Source organism: Pistricoccus aurantiacus, from assembly GCF_007954585.1.
Lineage (GTDB): Bacteria > Pseudomonadota > Gammaproteobacteria > Pseudomonadales > Halomonadaceae > Pistricoccus > Pistricoccus aurantiacus.
On sequence record NZ_CP042382.1, the window covers coordinates 221,542 to 239,592 of the forward strand.

Here is an 18,051-nt window from a genome sequence, read left to right on the forward strand (position 1 = left end):
TTCGCCGCTCCGCGTCGCGGCATCTCGTGAAGACGCCTCGACTTTCTTTACCGGCGTCTTCGCCATGTTAGACAAGGCAGGCCCTGCATGCTCAACCGTTATCCCTTGTGGAAGTATCTGCTGATACTTCTCGTTCTTCTCATTGGCCTGGTCTACTCCCTCCCCAATCTCTATCCCGAGGAACCGGCGGTTCAGATCAGCAGCGCCCAGGCGGGAGCCTCTCTCGATCAACGCACCCTGGAGCGAATTCAAGGCGCACTGGCGGAAAACGATATCGAGGTCGAAGACACCGAGCAGCAGGAGAACAGCGTGCTGCTGCGTCTGACCAAGACAAGCGATCAGCTTCCCGCCCGGGACGTCATCAGCGACCTCCTCGACGACGACTACATCGTTGCCCTGAACCTGGCCCAATCCACCCCGAGCTGGCTGGAAAGCCTGGCGGCCTCTCCCATGACCCTGGGGCTGGACCTTCGCGGCGGCGTGCACTTCCTGCTCGAAGTGGACATGGATCAGGCCCTGACCCAGCGCCTGGAAGTCAACGCCAGCGCGATCCGCGAGACCCTGCGAAGCGAGCGTATCCGCTATCGCGACACTGAGGTCGAGGGCCGTACGCTGAGCTTCACCTTCAGCAACGAGCAGGATCGAGACAAGGCGCGCCGGTTGATCCAGCGGGACTTTCCAGGCTTCGACTACGCCAACGTGGACGCGGGGCGTGGCGCCAGACTCGCCATGACCATCACCGATCAGAAGGTCGACGAGATTCAGGATTACGCGATCAACCAGAACCTAACCACCCTGCGTAACCGGGTCAACGAGCTGGGGGTCGCCGAGCCCCTGGTACAGCGTCAAGGTCCCAATCGCATCGTGGTGGAACTGCCTGGCGTGCAGGATACCGCCGCCGCCAAGCGGGTGGTGGGCGCCACCGCCAACCTGGAATTTCGTCTGGAAGCGCGTCCGGACACCCCGGACAACGAAACCGAGAGCTTCGCTTTCCGCAACAACGAGACCCGCAGCGCCACCCTGATGCGGGACGTGATCCTCACCGGGGACAGCGTCTCCAGCGCTAGCCGCAGCTTCGATGAAAACGGCCGTCCCCAGGTCAACATCAACCTGGACGGTACCGGCGGCACCCTGATGAACCGGGCGACCCGCACCAACATCGGTCGCAACATGGCGGTACTGTTCATCGAGCACAAGACTCGGGATCGCACGGTGCTGGAGGACGGCAAGAAGGTCGTCAAGCGCGACCCCTACACGGAGCGCGGCATCATCAGCCTGGCCACCATTCAGAGCGCCTTGGGCAACAGCTTTCGCATCACCGGCCTGGATTCTCCGGCGGAAGCGGGAGAGCTGGCGCTGCTGCTGCGCTCCGGTTCGCTCGCGGCACCGATCTACTTCGTGCAGGAGCGCACCATCGGGCCAAGCCTGGGTCAGGACAACATCGATCGCGGCATTCTTTCCGTGCAAATCGGGCTTCTGCTGGTGGTGCTGTTCATGTTGGCGCGCTACAAGCTGTTCGGGGTGATCGCCAACCTCGCCCTGGCTGCCAACTTGATGCTGCTGATCGCCGCCATGTCCATGCTGGGCGCTACCCTGACCCTGCCCGGCATCGCCGGTATCGTACTGACCCTGGGCATGGCGGTGGACGCCAACGTGCTGATCTTCGAGCGCATACGTGAGGAATTCAGGAACGGCATGTCCGCCCAGCAGGCGATTCACGCCGGCTATGAGCGTGCTTTCACCTCCATTGTCGACGCCAACCTCACCACCCTGCTGGTGGCGCTGATCCTGTTCTCCATCGGCACCGGCCCGGTGAAGGGCTTCGCGGTAACTCTATCCCTGGGCATTCTGACCTCGATGTTCACCGCTCTTCTGGTGTCTCGTGCCATGGTCAACCTGTCTTTTGGCGGCAAGCCGCTCAAGAAACTATGGATCTAAAAAGTCATGGATCTAAAAAGCCATGGACATAAAAGCTATGGATACAAGGAGCCAAGCGATGCGACAGTTTGATTTCATGGGCAAGCGCCGTCTGGCCTTCATTGTTTCGGGAATTTTATTGCTGATTTCCCTGGGTTCCCTGGCGATTCAGCAGCTCAACCTGGGGCTGGATTTCACCGGCGGAACCCTGGTGGAGATTCATTACGCCTCGGCGCCCTCCCTGGACAGTGTGCGTCAAACCATGGAGGACGCAGGATTTCGCGACGTTTCCGTACAGACCTTCGGCGCTGCCAATGAAGTGCTGATCCGCCTGCAGCAGGCCTTTGATCCGGATGTGGGCAAGCAGGTGGTCGGCATACTGCGGGATGAAGGTGAGAGCGTCGATCTGGTACGCGCCGAGTTCGTCGGCGCTCAGGTGGGCGATCAGCTGCGAGATCAAAGCGGCCTGGGCATGTTGATAGCCCTGGGCGTAGTGATGCTCTATGTGGCGTTTCGTTTCCAGTACAAGTTCGCCATCGGGGCGCTGCTCTCCCTAGTGCACGACGTGGTCATCATGGCTGGGGTGTTTTCGCTGTTCCAGATCGAATTCGACCTGACGGTGCTGGCGGCGATCCTGGCAGTGATCGGCTATTCGCTGAACGATACCATCATCGTCTACGACCGGATTCGCGAGAATATCCGCAAGTCTCGCATCAGCGACATGCCGGTGATCTTCAACGAATCGATCAACCAGACCCTGTCCCGTACCCTGGCGACTTCCGGCACCACCCTGCTGGTGCTGCTGGCGCTGTTCTTCCTGGGCGGCGACATGATTCACAACTTCTCCCTCGCCCTGATCATCGGCGTCGGCGTGGGCACCTTCTCCTCGATCTATGTGGCCTCGGCGTTGCTGCTGCCGCTCAAGCTGCAGCGGGAGGATCTGATTCCCGCCAAGAAGGAAGACCCGGAAGCGGAAGAGTTGCCCTGAAATAGATCGCAAGCCCGCACGAAAGATCGAAAAAAAGGGGAGCTGACTTCCCATAAAGTCGCTGGTAGATACCATTTGCTGTCCAGCTATTAACCTGGCAATCAAATAGGTCATCCTGACCTCTTTGATTGTCGCCCCCGCCACACTGGCGCAAATATGAGAATCTGCTGGTGTGGCGCGGGCTCGCACCGACCTGCCGGTCGGTGGCGGCACTTCCCTGTGCCGCGATTAACCCGACACAAATGACTGCCGGGTTAATAATTGCCTGCGCAGGATCGAACTGCCGATCAAATCGGAAGATACGCCCCATGCCACGACTGATCGATTTTCAGGATCTTGGAGAAGCCGCCCGCTGGCGCCCCATCAACGACGATGTCATGGGCGGCGTCTCCGAGAGCGAGATGCGCGCCGAGCCGGGCATCGGCGTCTTTACGGGAAGCCTATCGCTCGACAACGGCGGCGGCTTTGCCTCCGTGCGTCGGGAGCCCCAGGACTATCGGCTGGCTGGCCATACGGGGCTCCGAATAGAGGTGCGCGGCGATGGAAGGCGCTACCAGTTGCGCTTGCGCACTCACCGGCTGTTCGATGGGGCGGCCTACCGCGCTTTCTTTCAGCCGCCTGCGGGGCAATGGCAGCGCGTTACCCTCTCTTGGCAAACGTTCGAACCGGTCTTTCGCGGTCGCGTGCTGGAGGATGCCCCGCCGCTCGCCCCGGAGGATATCCAGCAGATCGGCCTGTTGATCGCCGACCGACGCACCGGGCCTTTTCGCCTGGAGATCGCCGGTCTGGAGACCCTGGATAATGCCGAAAACTGACTGCGGCAGCGGTAGTTGACCCTAAATGCAAAAGTTCCCATTGCATAGCGCAGTGGGAGCTTGTCGTTTGCGGCAATATGCGAGCATTAAAAATGCGGCTTGAGATTCTGCATCAGCGCTTTGTAAAGCCGCGGCCCCGCCGCCATCAGGGGGCCTTCGATATCGACGCTGGGGGAGCCATCGAGGCTGCCGGACAAGGCACCGGCCTCCTTGAGCAGTAATCCGCCTACCAGCTTGTCCTGCTCCTCGAGACCCAGCACGAAGACCATGTGCGCCCGGCCGCTGGCCAGAGCGATGATATCCAGCAGTCCGCTGCCGGTGGCAAGCTGTGTTTCGACCTGGGGGCCGAGTTTTTCGATCAGCGTCACGTAGCTGGTCAGATAGCGCGAGCGAAAATCGCTCTCCGGCAGGCTAAGCGCCATGCGCGCGCCTTGGATGCCGGCGTGCCTGGGCACGCGAATGCGCTTGTCATTATGGTGGGCGCCGCGGCCACGGCTGGCCAGATACTCATCATCGCTGAAGGGGCAGATCACGATGGCATGCTCCGGGCGGTCCTTGTAGAGACACACCAAGGACAGCGCGCAGCCTTTGCCCGCCACGCTCAGGTCGGAATAGCCGTGAAACGGCTCAATCCTCCAGTGATAGTTCTGGCCTTCTCCTTCGCCTTCCCGGTAGGGAGTGAAGCGCCCGGAAACACCGTGTTCGCCATAACCTCGCGCCAGCTGGCGCACGATCAGGGTTTCCGCATTGCGCCCGGCGTCTTCCAGAAGACGCGCGAGATTGTATTCTTCATGAGCATTTTCGATACGCTCGCGAATACGCAGGAATTGCTCCGCGGCACTACGCGCGGCACGCAGCCCGAACTGGACCATTGGATGCATGATCTGGCCTTCGATGAGAGTACTGGATATTTAAAGAACGGAAGCCGGTAAAAAATGCGCGTTGAAATCGCATTCCGACAGGAATCGGCGCGCATCCTAGCATGAACCACCCCTGCTCACCTAGTCTCGAATCGTTACCGTGTTACACTTTCGCGCTTTGACACTCGCGCGTATACACTATCCGTGTTTTGAACAGGCCGGCCCATGCTCGAGCGCATTCGTATCGTACTGATCCAGACCAGCCATCCCGGCAATATCGGCGCTGTCGCCCGGGCGATGAAGAACATGGGTCTGGAGGATCTCGCACTGGTCGCGCCGCGCTGCGAATTTCGCTGTGCGGACGCTATCTCCCGCGCTTCCGGGGCAGATACGCTGCTGGCTGGTGCCAAGCTGTTCGAGAATCTCGAAGACGCCGTGGCGAATTGTTCCCTTGTGGTGGGCGCCAGTGCACGCTCCCGCACCTTGCCCTGGCCCATGCAGAGCCCGCGCCAGTTCGGCGCAGCCCTGCCGGAAGAGCTGGCCATGCCTGATAACCGGGTGGCACTGGTATTCGGTCGCGAGGACAGCGGGCTGACCAACGCGGAGCTGCAGCGTTGCCATGCCCATGTGCAGATTCCCGCCAATCCGGATTTCAGTTCCCTGAATCTGGCTGCGGCGGTTCAGGTGCTCGCCTACGAATGTCGCCTGGCCTGGCTGGAAAACGAGCCGACGCCTATCAATAAGGAGCCGCAAGATGACGACTGGGATCATCCGCCGGCCTCCCACGCGGACCTGGAGCGCTTCTTCGCCCACCTGGAACGCACGCTGATCGTCGTGGGTTTCCACGATCCGACTACCCCGCGCCAACTCATGGCAAGGCTGCGGCGGCTCTACCTGCGTGCGCGACCGGATCAGTTGGAAATCAATATCCTGCGCGGCATTCTCGGAGCCATCGAAAAGAAGACACGCTAACTGTCTGACTTTACTCTGAGTCCGCGCCTTGCAGGGAGCCCCTCGCGCCTCAATAATATGAGGCACTACCTGTCACCCGCTGCCGGTCGCTCGGCGTTCGCCGTCAATCGCCTCATCAATCAGGATACACCGCATGTTTCGTCACCTACGCGAAGATATTGACAGCGTATTCAGTCGCGATCCCGCCGCGCGCAACGTCCTCGAGGTGCTGACCAACTACCCGGGACTGCATGCGTTGATGGCTCACCGTCTCGGCCACTGGCTATGGCGACGCAACCTGAAGTGGCTGGCCCGCACGCTGTCTACCCTGGCCCGCTGGATGACCGGTATCGAGATTCATCCCGGGGCGAAGATCGGTCGGCGTTTCTTCATCGATCACGGCATGGGCGTGGTGATCGGTGAGACCACCGAAGTGGGCGACGACGTGACTCTGTATCAGGGCGTTACTCTGGGCGGCACCAGCTGGAACAAGGGCAAGCGCCATCCCACCCTGGAAGACGGCGTCATCGTCGGCGCCGGAGCCAAGATCCTCGGGCCGTTCAGCGTCGGCGCCGGGGCCAAGATCGGCTCCAATGCGGTGGTCACCAAGGAGGTCCCGGCAGGCGCCACTGTAGTGGGCATCCCGGGAAAGATCGTCAAGCAAGCCGAGCCGGATTCACCGGCGCCGGACATCGACCCGGCCCACCGAGAAGCCATTCGCCAGAAATTCGGCTTCGACGCCTACGGCGTCACCCAGGACATGCCGGACCCGGTGGCCCGCTCCATGCAGGCCATGTTCGACCACATGCACGCGGTGGACGGGCGCATCGAGCAGATGTGCAAGACCTTGCGCCAGCTCGATGCCAGCTATCGTGGCGGCCAGCTGCCCCAGCTGCGAGAAGAGGATTTCGAGGGTATTTTCGATGACGACGACAGCCCCTGCGCGCCGGTGGAGTCGCCAAAGCAGCGCCAGCGACAATAGTTGACCGCGCCACTCGGGTTTTCCATAATGGCGCCTAACGTTCGATTCGCGACTCCACTTATGCGCCCGATCACAAGACGCGTCACATCATGCGTTTAACCACCAAAGGACGCTACGCCGTTACCGCCATGCTCGACCTGGCGCTCAATGACAACGGCGAGCCTACGAGCCTGGCGGACGTGTCACGACGTCAGGAAATCTCGCTCTCTTATCTCGAGCAGCTGTTTTCGCGGCTGCGGCGGGCGGGACTGGTGGATAGCGTGCGCGGCCCCGGCGGTGGCTATCGGCTGGCGATGTCGCTTGAAGACATTTCCGTGGCGCGAATCATCGAGGCAGTCGACGAGACCGTGGATGCGACTCGCTGTCAAGGCCAGGCGGACTGTCAGCAGGGCGACACCTGCCTGACTCACTATCTATGGTGCGATCTGTCTCGGGAGATTTACGACTTTCTCGCCGGCACCAGTCTGGCCTCCTTGGTGCGACGACAGGAGATCCAGTTTATCGCCGCTCGCCAGCGCGGGATCGATCATCGCGAAAGCGCCTCTACCATCCTCGTATCGCCCTGCTAGCGCGACCCGTCCTATTGAGCATGCGCCCATGAACATCCCTATTTACCTGGATTATGCCGCTACCACGCCGGTCGACCCGAGCGTTGCGGAAGCCATGAGTCGCTACCTGACCGCGGACGGCATCTTTGCCAATCCCGCATCCCGCAGTCATATGTCCGGCTGGCTGGCGGAGCAGGCGGTGGAAAATGCCCGGCGCCAGGTAGCGGATCTGATCCAGGCGGACCCGCGAGAAATCGTCTGGACCAGCGGCGCCACGGAAGCGGACAACCTGGCGCTGACGGGTTTCATGCGTGCCAACCGCGCCCGGGGACGTCATCTGGTGACTTCCTGCATCGAACACAAGGCGGTGGTGGATACGGCACTCGCTCTGGAAACGGAAGGCTTCGAGATTACCTGGCTGACTCCCGAAGCGGATGGCCGCGTCACCCCGGAGCAGCTCCAGCAGGCGCTGCGAGACGACACGATCCTGGTATCGCTGATGGCGGTAAACAACGAACTGGGTAGCCGCAACGAGCTGGCGGCGCTGGCGGAAGTGATCCACGCCCGGGGCGCGGTATTCCATGTGGACGGCGCCCAGGCCGCCGGCAAGATCGAGCTGGACGTGAAAACCTCGGATATCGACCTGCTGTCCCTGTCCGCTCACAAGGTTTACGGACCCAAGGGCATCGGCGCGCTTTACGTGCGCCGTAGTCCGGATATCCGCCTGGAACCGCTGATTCACGGCGGCGGCCACGAGCGGGGCATGCGCTCCGGCACCCTGCCGACTCATCAGATCGTCGGCATGGGAGAAGCTTTCGCCCTGGCGGGGCAGTGCCTTGAATCGGATCAGGCACACATAAAAGCCTTGCAGCAGCGCTTCCTGCAGGGTCTCGAAGGGCTTGAAGAACTGCACTGCAATACGGACACTCGAACCAGCGTGCCGCATATTCTCAATCTGGCCTTTGACGGGGTGGACGGCGAAGCGCTGCTGATGGCGCTGCGAGGGCTGGCGATTTCCACCGGTTCCGCCTGCAACTCCGCCAGCGTCGAGCCTTCCTATGTGCTCAAGGGCATTGGCGTACCCCGAGCTCGCGCCCTGGCGTCCCTCCGTTTCAGCTTTGGTCGCCATACCAGCGAAGAAGACATCGATACCGCCGCGGCGGAACTTCGCCAGGCGGTCACTGGCCTTAGAGGTTAGGCTACTCATATATCAACGATTCAGGAGGCAAGTGTCATGGCACATCTTTCGATCACTCCCGCTGCCGCCAAGCAGATCCATCGCGTGCTCGAAGAGCGTGGCGAAGGCCTGGGGCTACGTGTCTCCGTCAAGCCCAGCGGCTGCTCCGGCTACAGCTATGTGCTGAATTTCGCCGATGAGACTCATCCTCAGGATGCCGCCTTCGAGGAGCATGGCGCCAAGGTCTACGTCGACCCGGAAGCCTTGGAAATGCTCGACGGCAGCGAGGTGGATTACGTCTCGGAAGGCCTCAACCGCTTCTTCCGCTTCAACAATCCCAATGTCACGGACCAGTGCGGCTGCGGGGAAAGTTTCACCGTCTAGGCGTTGAGAGCTTCAGCGGCTCGCTGCAAAGGTTTTATGACGATTGTTCGTCTTTCCCTCGAAGCGGTATAATCCGCGCCTTCGAGCTCAGGCTAGTTTTTACTCACTGTTTCTTTTTTTACCCTGAATGGAGAAATTTCTTAATGGCGACCGAACGCACGTTATCCATTATCAAGCCCGACGCCGTTGCCAAGAACGCCATTGGTGACATCTATCGCCGCTTCGAAAACGCCGGGCTCAAGATCGTGGCCGCCAAGATGCTGCACCTTTCCCGGGAAAAGGCGGAAGGCTTCTACGCGGAACACAAGGAACGCCCGTTTTTCGGTGACCTGGTAGGATTCATGATCTCCGGTCCGGTGATGGTTCAGGTGCTGGAAGGCGAAAACGCCATCGCCAAGAACCGCGAACTGATGGGCGCCACCAACCCCAAGGAAGCCGAAGCCGGCACCATTCGCGCCGATTTCGCCGAGTCCATCGACGCCAACGCGGTGCACGGCTCCGATTCCAGCGATTCCGCCAAGCGTGAAGTGGCCTACTTCTTTGACGATGATGAAATCTGCCCTCGCGGCTGAACGGGCCAAATGCCTTCCCACGCGGGCCAAGGTCCGCGTCTTGCTCACCGATCTCGACGACCCCCCATGACCGACGCCTCCCCACGCAGCAATCTCCTGGGCATGACCCGGGAACAGATGGAAGCCTTCTTCGTGTCCCTGGGCGAAAAGAAATTTCGTGCCGCCCAGGTCATGAAGTGGATCCATCACGAAGGCTGCGACGATTTCGACGCCATGACCAATCTGTCCAAGGCGCTACGCGCGCGCCTGACGGAAGTGGCGGAAATTCGTGGGCCCGGTGTGGTTTATGAAGGTACCTCCAACGATGGCACTCGCAAGTGGGTGCTGGAAGTGGAAGACGGCAGCTTCGTGGAAACCGTGCTGATCCCCGCGGAAAACGGTCGACGCAGAACGCTTTGCGTATCGTCCCAGGTCGGCTGCTCTCTGGATTGCAGCTTCTGTTCCACCGGCAAGCAAGGCTTCCAGCGCAACCTGACCAGCGCCGAGATCATCGGCCAGGTATGGGTCGCCACCAGAAGTGGCGGCGGGGTTCATGCAGACCTGCGCCCAGTCACCAACGTGGTGATGATGGGCATGGGCGAGCCGCTTCTGAATTACGAAAACGTGCTGCCGGCGATGAAGCTGATGCTGGATGACAACGGCTACGGGATATCCAAGCGGCGGGTGACACTTTCCACCTCCGGGGTGGTCCCGATGCTCGATCGTCTCGGCGACGATATCGACGTCAGCCTGGCGATTTCCCTGCACGCTGCCACGGATGAGCTGCGCAATACGCTGGTACCGCTCAATCGCAAGTACAACATTCGCACCCTGCTCGATGCCTGTCAGCGTTACCTGGACAAGAGCGAGGGCTTGCATACGGTCACCATCGAATACACCCTGATCAAGGACATCAACGATCAGCAGGAACACGCTCGGCAGTTGGCGGAACTGCTGGCGGAACTGCCTTGCAAGATCAACCTGATTCCTTTCAATCCGTTTCCATATTCCGGATACGAGCGTCCCTCTCGCAATCAGGTGATGCGCTTTCAGCAGTGGCTTCACGAACTCGGCCACACGGCGATGGTGCGTCATCCTCGGGGCGATGATATCGATGCGGCCTGCGGTCAGCTGGTCGGGCGGGTCAAGGATCGCACCAAGCGTCATGCACGCTATATCCAGTCCATACAGCTCGACGCCGATTGATAATCCGCACCGGACTGGCCTTGACTGGCCGTCCACGACTGGCCGTCCGCACCAAGCTGGCCGCGACAGACTGTCCGTCACTTAACAAGAAGCTTTTTTCGCCTGCGAGGAAAAAATGATCATCGCGTCACGCCACGACAAGAACATGCCCTGGATCCTTGCGCTGCTGGCGTTGCTGCTGCTGAGCGGCTGCGTCAGTCAAACCCAGCGTACCTCGACGTCAGCGCCCACCATCAACGACTCCTCCGGCGAATCGCCCTCCAGCGCCTATACTCAACTGGGTCTGGCCTATCTCGAGCGCAATAACCTGCCTCGGGCGATGAAGGCGCTGAATCGAGCGCTCGAATCGGCGCCTGAGGATGCGCAGGCCCTGCAGGCCATGGCCATCGTCTATCAGCGTCAGGGCGAAAATGCCCTGGCCAGACAATACTTCCAGCAGGCGCTGTCGGCGAAGCCGAACTTTACCCAGGCGCGCAATAACTACGCCGCCTTCCTTTACGATACCGGCCAGACCGCCGAGGCCTGTCGCGAACTGCAGCAGGCAAGCCAGGACGTCCACTATCCTAACCGGGGCCAGCTCTATGCTAACCTAGGCCAGTGTCAGGAAGCGCTGGGCAATATCGACGCAGCACGAGAAAGCCTTCAGCGCGCTCAGGAAATCAACCCGCGAGCACCGCGCAGTTACTTCCTGCTGGCCCAGCTCGAACACCAGCAAGGCAATCAGGATAGAGCGCAGACGCTGATCGCACAGAATATTCGCCTGGCGGGGGCGAATCGCAACAACCTGACTCTGGCGCGAGATATTGCCCAGGCGCAAGGGAATCAGGAACAAGTTCAGCATTATTCCCGCCTGCTGCAATCGGTTTCACCTTGATTCACGCTGCCCAAGCGAGGGGCATCGCATGAGCGACATGCACGACAATCAAGCCTTCGCCATGTCGTCCCAGGCGTCGCCGGGAGAGCTGCTTCATCAGGAGCGCGAGGCGCTAGGGCTTTCCCTGGAGGAAGCCGCGGCCGGTCTGAATCTACGCCCGGCGGTCGTACGCGGCCTGGAAAACGACGACTATGTAGAAGTGCCGGTTGCCGCCTATCGCCGCGGCTACCTGCGCGCCTATGCTCGTCTTCTGGGCATCGACGCAGCGCCGATCATTCATGCCTACAATCTGCGCTTCGGCGAAACCGAAACGGTGCAGCACGTGGCGCCGGCACAAGCGGTTCGCCCGCCCTCTCGGCTGCTCGGCTGGCTGTTTCCTATCGCCGGAATGCTGATTGCGCTGGGGCTAGCGGTGCTGCTGGTCTTCTGGTGGCAGGATCGGGAACGGGCGCCTATCGCGACTCTCGACGCCAACGAGCCGGTAACGGTGGACACCCTGGACGGCACTACCATCATCAGCGGTGAACCCCCACAGAACGAAGCGGCGCCTGCTGCTCCGATATCCCCCCCATACACCGCTACATCACGGGCGGGCATTGCCGCGACAGCGCCAGATGACGAAAGCGACGCCGTTTCCAATGACGGGCGCGCCGCGACGAATTCGGATGAAGGCGCTGGAGCGGCGGAATCACAAGAGGCGACCTCGACGCCGGAAGCACCATCGGAAACCACGCCCCCCGCCGCCGTTCAAGACAATCGGGCGCTGGCGTTCACTTTCAACAAGGAATCCTGGACCGAGGTGGTGGACGCCACCGGCACGCGAATCCTGATCGGTCTACAGTCCCCGGATACTCAGGCGAAGGTCGAGGGTGAACCGCCTTTTCGCCTGACCGTGGGCAATGCCAACGGCGTCGAGCTACGCTATCGCGGCGAAGCCGTGGATCTTGCGCGTATCGCCGGCGCCGGCAATGTCGCTCGTTTCACCCTGGGAGAATGATCTAGCCCCTATGCACTCACCCTCTCCAATTCAGCGACGCAAGTCGCGCCAGATTCATGTCGGCTCGGTGCCAGTGGGGGGCGATGCGCCCATCTCCGTGCAGAGCATGACCAATACCGACACCCTGGATGTCGATGCCACCGTCGCTCAGATCAAGAGCCTGCAGGACGTCGGCGCGGATATCGTGCGGGTCTCCGTGCCCAGCATGGACGCGGCGGAAGCCTTCGGTCGCATCAAGCGCCAGACGGAGATTCCGCTGGTGGCGGATATTCATTTCGACTACCGCATTGCGCTGCGGGTGGCGGAGCTGGGCGTCGACTGTCTGCGCATCAATCCGGGCAATATCGGCCGGGAAGATCGGGTCCGCGCGGTGGTCAGCGCCGCCCGGGACAACGGCATTCCGATTCGTATCGGGGTCAACGCCGGCTCCCTGGAAAAGGATCTGCAGAAGAAATACGGCGAACCGACGCCCGCGGCGCTGGTGGAATCCGCCATGCGCCATATCGATCATCTGGAGCGCCTGGACTTCCCGGACTTCAAGGTCAGCGTCAAGGCCAGCGACGTCTTCATGGCGGTAGCCGCCTATCGAGAGCTCGCGACACGCATCGAGCAGCCGTTGCATCTTGGCATCACCGAGGCCGGCGGCCTGCGCTCCGGCACCGTCAAGTCCTCCATCGGCCTGGGCATGCTGCTGATGGACGGCATCGGCGACACCATCCGTGTCTCCCTCGCCGCGGACCCGGTGGAAGAGATCAAGGTCGGCTTCGACATGCTCAAGAGCCTCAGACTGCGGGCCAAGGGCATCAACTTCGTCGCCTGCCCCAGCTGCTCGCGACAGAACTTCGACGTGATCGGCACCATGAACGCCCTGGAAGAGCGGCTCGAGGACATCACCACTCCTCTGGACGTGGCAGTGATCGGCTGCGTGGTCAACGGCCCCGGAGAAGCCAAGGAAGCGGATCTCGGTCTGACCGGCGGCAGCCCCAACAACCTCGTCTATATCGACGGCAAGCCCGCCAGCAAGCTGCGCAACGAGCACCTGGTGGACGATCTGGAAGCGCTGATCCGCGACAAGATACGCCAGAAGCAGCAAGCGGAGCAGGACGTCATCGCCCGCGCGACGGAATAAGTCGAGGGAAAGCATGAGGAGAAGGGCTTGAGCAACAAGATCCAGGCCATCCGTGGCATGAACGACCTGCTGCCGGAGCAGTCTGCGCAATGGCAGTATTTTGAAGGCCAGATGCGCCAGCTGGTGCAACGTTATGGCTATGCGGAAATCCGTACGCCTGTGCTGGAACAGACCGCGCTGTTCGCGCGTTCCATCGGCGAAGTCACGGATATCGTCGAAAAGGAGATGTACACCTTCGCGGATCGCAACGGCGACAGCCTGACCCTGCGCCCGGAAGGCACCGCCAGCTGCGTGCGAGCGGCCCTGGAGAACGGGCTGCTGCACAACCAGACTCAGCGCCTGTGGTATCAGGGGCCGATGTTTCGCTACGAGCGACCCCAGAAAGGCCGCTATCGCCAGTTTCATCAGGTGGGCATCGAGGCTTACGGCCTGGAAGGGCCGGATATCGACGCGGAGGTCATTCTGCTCTCCGCTCGGCTGTGGAAACAGCTTGGGCTTAGGGAGCACGTCACTCTGGAACTCAATTCCCTGGGCTCCAGCGACGCTCGCGCCGCCTATCGGGATATCCTGGTGAGCTACTTCGAGGACCATCGGGCCGTACTGGACGAGGACTCCCTACGCCGCCTGCAAAGCAATCCGCTGCGCATCCTGGATTCCAAGAACTCGGACATGGCGCCCATGCTGAAAGCTGCGCCCAAGCTGCTCGATCATCTCGACAGCGCTTCCCGGGAGCATTTCGAGCGCCTGTGCGGGATACTCGACGCGGCGGGAATTTCCTACGTGATCAACCCGCGGCTGGTGCGCGGCCTGGATTATTACTCACGCACGGTCTTCGAGTGGACTACCACGGCCCTGGGGAGCCAGGGCACGGTATGCGCCGGCGGGCGCTATGACGGTCTCGTCGAGCAGCTCGGCGGCAAGCCGACCCCGGCGGTGGGCTTCGCCATGGGCGTCGAACGGCTGATTCTGCTGCTCGACACCCTGGCGCTGGTCCCCGAAGACGCGTGCCCTCGCCTGGATGCCTATATGATAGGCATGGACGAGGCGGCGTCCAAAAGCGTCCTGCTGCTGGCGGAAACCCTGCGGGACGCTTGCCCGACGCTTCGCATTCAGGTTCACTGCGGCGGCGGCAGCTTCAAGAGCCAGATGAAAAAAGCCGACAAGAGCGGCGCTCGCCTGGCGCTGCTGCTTGGTGAGGATGAACTCGCCAGAAACGCGGTGACCGTCAAATGGCTCCGAGAAGATCGCGACCAGCAGACGTTGCCACGGCAGGAGCTGGCCGCCGAACTGATCGAGTTACTGGATATATCCGCCTAGGGTTCTGTCAACCAACAGGCTCGTTAGGCCATTCCCATGCAAGAGGAGACCGCCCGTGGCGGAGCTGAGAAGCGAGGAAGAACAGGTCGAAGCGCTGAAGCGCTGGTGGAAGGAGAACGCCGTCTCGCTGATTGCCGGCGTCGCGATCGCCGCGGCGGTCATCCTGGGATGGAAGGCCTGGCAGAACTATCAGGCCAATCAGGCGGAGACGGCATCGATTCGCTACCAGCAACTGCTTGCCCTGGCCGGCCAGCAGACCCTGGACGAAGGCGCCCTGAGCGAGGCGGAAAGCCTGACGACCAGTCTGCGAAACGAACACGGCAAGACGCTTTACGCGGATCTCGCCGTCTTGATCCAGGCGCGGCTGCTGGTCAATCAGCAGGATAACGATGCGGCACGAGCCCTGCTGAGGGAACTGATCGATTCCACGAATCAACCCTATATCGCGGATCTGGCCGGGCTGCGTCTGGCGCGTCTGCTGCTGGCAGTTGACCAGGCCGAGGAGGCCTTGGACATTCTCGACGGCGAGGTCGCGTCCGCGCTCGCGGCGCAGCAGGCGGATCTGCGCGGCGATGCTCAAATGGCGCTGGATCATCCCGATGAGGCGCGTCAGGCCTATCGCCGGGCATTGAGTCTGGCGGAGCAGAGCGATCTGCCGCTGTTCGGCACGCAACTCAAGCTCGACAACTTGGGCACGCTGGAAAGCCCCGAAACGCTCGAGACTTCCGCCGCTTCCACTACCCCCGCCGCTTCCGATAATTCCGGTGCCAAGGATAGTTCCCGATGAAACCGATACTGTTGATCGCCGCGCTGGGCCTGTCGCTGCTGGCGGGCTGCGCCGGCAAAGTGGAGCCTCAGGTTCCTCCCAAGGAACTGACGGATTTCAATGAAACCGTCAGCTTCAAACGCCTGTGGAGCGAGGATATCGGCAGCGGCCTGGGTCGAGCACGCTACCCTATCGCCCCTGCCCTGGACGGCAATACGCTTTTTGCCGGGGACGCGCGGGGCAATCTGTATGCCCTTGACGCCATCAGCGGCAAAAAACACTGGGTGATCAAACTCGATGCGCCGATTTCCAGCGGTCTGAATGCCTTGGAAAACAACGTCTACCTCGGCACTCGCAACGGCGAGGTACTGGCCATCGATCAGGCGAACGGCAAGGTACTCTGGCGCTCCCGCGTCGCCAGTGAAGTATTGGCGCCGCCTCAGGCCAATTCATCGCTGCTGGTGGTGCAGAGCGTCGACGGCAGCGTCACCGCCCTGGACCGCTCCACCGGTCAGGAGGCCTGGGTTTATACCAGCAGCGAGCCGTCCCTCAGCCTGCGGGGTACCGGCACTCCGAGCGTGGTCGAGCCGGTTTCCTTCGTCGGCCTGGCCAACGGTCGTCTGGTGATCCTGGACAATCGCACCGGCCAGCCGCTCTGGGATCAGCGTCTCGCGGTGCCTCAGGGGCGCAGTGAAGTCGAGCGTCTGGTGGACCTGGATGGCGAGCCGGTGTTGACTCAGGACGGTCGTCTCTACGTGACCAGCTACCAGGGCAAGCTGGTGGCACTGGAAGCCACCAGCGGCCAGCTCATGTGGGAACGTGCCATCTCCAGCTATCTTTCGCCGCTGCTGGTGGGCGACACCCTGTATGTGGTGAACGACGAAAGCCACGTGCTGGCGCTGGACGCCATCTCCGGTCAACCCCGGTGGGAAAGCGACGTGCTGGAAGGTCGCCAGCTGACCGCCCCGGCCCTGGCCAGCGGCAAGCTGGTGCTGGGGGATTTCGAGGGCTATGTACACGTTCTCGATCGCAGCGACGGCAGTCTGGAGGGGCGTATCCAGGTAGACGGCTCCGGCATCAGCCTGCGTCCACTCACGGATGAAAATCGTATCTACGCACTGGCCAACGACGGCGAGCTGGACGCTCTCGAGATCCGCACTCCATGAATCCTGTCATCGCCCTCGTCGGACGCCCCAACGTGGGCAAGTCGACCCTGTTCAATCGCCTGACCCGCTCTCGGGACGCGCTGGTGGCGGACTTCCCGGGGCTGACCCGGGATCGCAAGTACGGCAACGGCAGTCTTGGCAACAAGACTTACACGGTGATCGACACCGGCGGGATCAGCGGCGATGAACAGGGCATCGACGCCGCCATGGCGGAGCAGTCGCTGCTGGCCATCGACGAGGCGGATATCGTGCTGTTCCTGGTGGATGCCCGGGCCGGACTCAGCGCCACGGACGAGGCCATCGCCAATCATCTGCGGGTCAATCAGAAGAAGACCTGGCTGGTGGTCAACAAGACCGATGGCCTGGAAGAAAGCCTCGCCATCGCGGACTTCTGGAGCCTGGGCCTGGGAGATCCCTGGCCCATCGCCGCTGCTCATGGGCGCAACGTCACCACCCTGATCGACCAAGTATTGGCACCGTTTCCGGAGCGCGAGGAGAACGCCGCGCCGACGGATCTGAGCAACGGCATCCGCATCGGCGTGATCGGTCGCCCCAACGTGGGCAAGTCCACTCTGGTCAATCGCATGCTCGGCGAGGATCGGGTGGTGGTGTTCGACCAGGCCGGCACCACCCGGGACGCCATCGAGATCCCTTTCGAGCGCCGAGGCAAGCCCTACGTGCTGGTGGATACCGCCGGGGTGCGGCGTCGCAAGAACGTGAGCGAGATCGCCGAGAAGTTTTCGATCATCAAGACCCTGGAGGCGATCAAGGAATGCCATGTGGCGATCGTGGTGCTGGATGCCCGCACCGGCCTGGTGGAGCAGGACCTGCACCTGCTGGACTACGTGCTGAGTTCCGGCCGCGCCCTGGTGCTGGCGGTCAACAAGTGGGACGGCCTGGAAAGCGAGGCCCGGGACAAGATGCGTGCGGATATCAAACGGCGGCTGGGCTTCGCGGACTATGCGGAACTGCATTTTATCTCCGCCCTGCACGGCACCGCGGTGGGGGATCTCTATCCTTCAATTCGTCGCGCTTTCGACTCCGCCCATAGCCATTGGTCCACCAACCGTCTGACCACCATCCTCCAGGACGCGGTCAGCGAGCATCAGCCGCCGCTGGTGCACGGCCGGCGAATCAAGCTGCGTATGGCTCATCAAGGAGGGAGCAACCCGCCGATCATCGTGGTACATGGCAACCAGACCGGCGCCCTGCCGGAAGCCTACAAGCGCTTCTTGACCAATACCTTTCGCCGAGTGCTCAAGGTACGCGGTACGCCGATGCGCTTCGAATTCCGCTCCGGCCACAACCCTTTCGACAGCAACGCGGACGCCAGCGACCGGGAAAAAGCCAAGAAGCGTGAACTGGCCCGCACCAGGGAAGCACGCAAGAGCCGGCGTTAGGCCGTCTTGCTCATTTGCGGGCT

The 18,051-nt window shown here is 61.7% G+C and carries 18 protein-coding genes; 17 read left to right on the forward strand and 1 reads right to left on the reverse strand.

The window, feature by feature from the left end; all coding sequences use genetic code 11:
• The first annotated feature begins 87 nt into the window (after positions 1-87).
• The 3 genes from secD to FGL86_RS01025 all read left to right on the forward strand — a co-directional run bounded on the left by secD (position 88) and on the right by FGL86_RS01025 (position 3,720).
• Positions 88-1,938, forward strand: coding sequence for a protein translocase subunit SecD (gene secD / locus FGL86_RS01015; protein ID WP_147182852.1), 1,851 nt, complete (start codon positions 88-90; stop codon positions 1,936-1,938).
• Positions 1,939-1,996: 58 nt separating this feature from the next.
• The gene (gene secF, locus FGL86_RS01020; protein WP_147182853.1) at positions 1,997-2,905 is read left to right on the forward strand and encodes a protein translocase subunit SecF; all 909 of its coding nucleotides are present in this window, start codon (positions 1,997-1,999) and stop codon (positions 2,903-2,905) included.
• Positions 2,906-3,213: 308 nt separating this feature from the next.
• Positions 3,214-3,720, forward strand: coding sequence for a CIA30 family protein (locus FGL86_RS01025; protein WP_147182854.1), 507 nt, complete (start codon positions 3,214-3,216; stop codon positions 3,718-3,720).
• An 86-nt stretch (positions 3,721-3,806) separates the two neighbouring features.
• On the opposite strand, the gene FGL86_RS01030 is transcribed toward FGL86_RS01025, so the two are convergent.
• The gene (locus FGL86_RS01030; protein ID WP_147182855.1) at positions 3,807-4,601 is read right to left on the reverse strand and encodes an inositol monophosphatase family protein; all 795 of its coding nucleotides are present in this window, start codon (positions 4,599-4,601) and stop codon (positions 3,807-3,809) included.
• 204 nt (positions 4,602-4,805) lie between these two features.
• Between FGL86_RS01030 and trmJ the strand changes: the two genes are divergently transcribed.
• The 14 genes from trmJ to der all read left to right on the forward strand — a co-directional run bounded on the left by trmJ (position 4,806) and on the right by der (position 18,028).
• The gene (gene trmJ, locus FGL86_RS01035) at positions 4,806-5,552 is read left to right on the forward strand and encodes a tRNA (cytosine(32)/uridine(32)-2'-O)-methyltransferase TrmJ (RefSeq protein WP_147182856.1); all 747 of its coding nucleotides are present in this window, start codon (positions 4,806-4,808) and stop codon (positions 5,550-5,552) included.
• A 133-nt stretch (positions 5,553-5,685) separates the two neighbouring features.
• Positions 5,686-6,513 carry a serine O-acetyltransferase gene (gene cysE, locus FGL86_RS01040; RefSeq protein ID WP_147182857.1) on the forward strand — a complete coding sequence of 276 codons (828 nt, stop codon included), beginning with the start codon at positions 5,686-5,688 and terminating at the stop codon, positions 6,511-6,513.
• An 89-nt stretch (positions 6,514-6,602) separates the two neighbouring features.
• Positions 6,603-7,082, forward strand: coding sequence for a Fe-S cluster assembly transcriptional regulator IscR (iscR, locus tag FGL86_RS01045; protein ID WP_147182858.1), 480 nt, complete (start codon positions 6,603-6,605; stop codon positions 7,080-7,082).
• 28 nt (positions 7,083-7,110) lie between these two features.
• Positions 7,111-8,259, forward strand: a complete 1,149-nt coding sequence (locus tag FGL86_RS01050) for an aminotransferase class V-fold PLP-dependent enzyme (protein ID WP_147182859.1) — start codon at positions 7,111-7,113, stop codon at positions 8,257-8,259.
• Positions 8,260-8,295: 36 nt separating this feature from the next.
• Complete coding sequence (locus FGL86_RS01055) at positions 8,296-8,622, forward strand: HesB/IscA family protein (protein WP_147182860.1); 327 nt, start codon at positions 8,296-8,298, stop codon at positions 8,620-8,622.
• Positions 8,623-8,765: 143 nt separating this feature from the next.
• Positions 8,766-9,194, forward strand: coding sequence for a nucleoside-diphosphate kinase (ndk, locus tag FGL86_RS01060; RefSeq protein WP_147182861.1), 429 nt, complete (start codon positions 8,766-8,768; stop codon positions 9,192-9,194).
• Between the two features lie 66 nt (positions 9,195-9,260).
• Entirely contained in the window at positions 9,261-10,379 is a 1,119-nt protein-coding gene (rlmN, locus tag FGL86_RS01065) for a dual-specificity RNA methyltransferase RlmN (RefSeq protein WP_186764453.1), read from the forward strand.
• A 115-nt stretch (positions 10,380-10,494) separates the two neighbouring features.
• Positions 10,495-11,253: a type IV pilus biogenesis/stability protein PilW gene (gene pilW / locus FGL86_RS01070; protein WP_147182863.1), complete on the forward strand. Its 759-nt coding sequence runs from the start codon at positions 10,495-10,497 to the stop codon at positions 11,251-11,253.
• A 28-nt stretch (positions 11,254-11,281) separates the two neighbouring features.
• The gene (locus tag FGL86_RS01075; protein WP_147182864.1) at positions 11,282-12,250 is read left to right on the forward strand and encodes a RodZ domain-containing protein; all 969 of its coding nucleotides are present in this window, start codon (positions 11,282-11,284) and stop codon (positions 12,248-12,250) included.
• A gap of 10 nt (positions 12,251-12,260) precedes the next feature.
• Entirely contained in the window at positions 12,261-13,379 is a 1,119-nt protein-coding gene (gene ispG / locus FGL86_RS01080; protein ID WP_147182865.1) for a flavodoxin-dependent (E)-4-hydroxy-3-methylbut-2-enyl-diphosphate synthase, read from the forward strand.
• 27 nt (positions 13,380-13,406) lie between these two features.
• Positions 13,407-14,696, forward strand: coding sequence for a histidine--tRNA ligase (hisS, locus tag FGL86_RS01085; RefSeq protein ID WP_147182866.1), 1,290 nt, complete (start codon positions 13,407-13,409; stop codon positions 14,694-14,696).
• A gap of 55 nt (positions 14,697-14,751) precedes the next feature.
• A complete protein-coding gene (locus tag FGL86_RS01090; protein ID WP_147182867.1) occupies positions 14,752-15,483 on the forward strand; it encodes a YfgM family protein in 732 nt (243 codons plus the stop codon).
• On the forward strand, positions 15,480-16,628 hold the full coding sequence (bamB, locus tag FGL86_RS01095; protein WP_147182868.1) for an outer membrane protein assembly factor BamB: 1,149 nt from the start codon (positions 15,480-15,482) through the stop codon (positions 16,626-16,628). Before FGL86_RS01090 ends, bamB begins: the two co-directional genes overlap by 4 nt.
• On the forward strand, positions 16,625-18,028 hold the full coding sequence (gene der / locus FGL86_RS01100) for a ribosome biogenesis GTPase Der (RefSeq protein ID WP_147182869.1): 1,404 nt from the start codon (positions 16,625-16,627) through the stop codon (positions 18,026-18,028). Before bamB ends, der begins: the two co-directional genes overlap by 4 nt.
• Positions 18,029-18,051 lie beyond the last annotated feature (23 nt).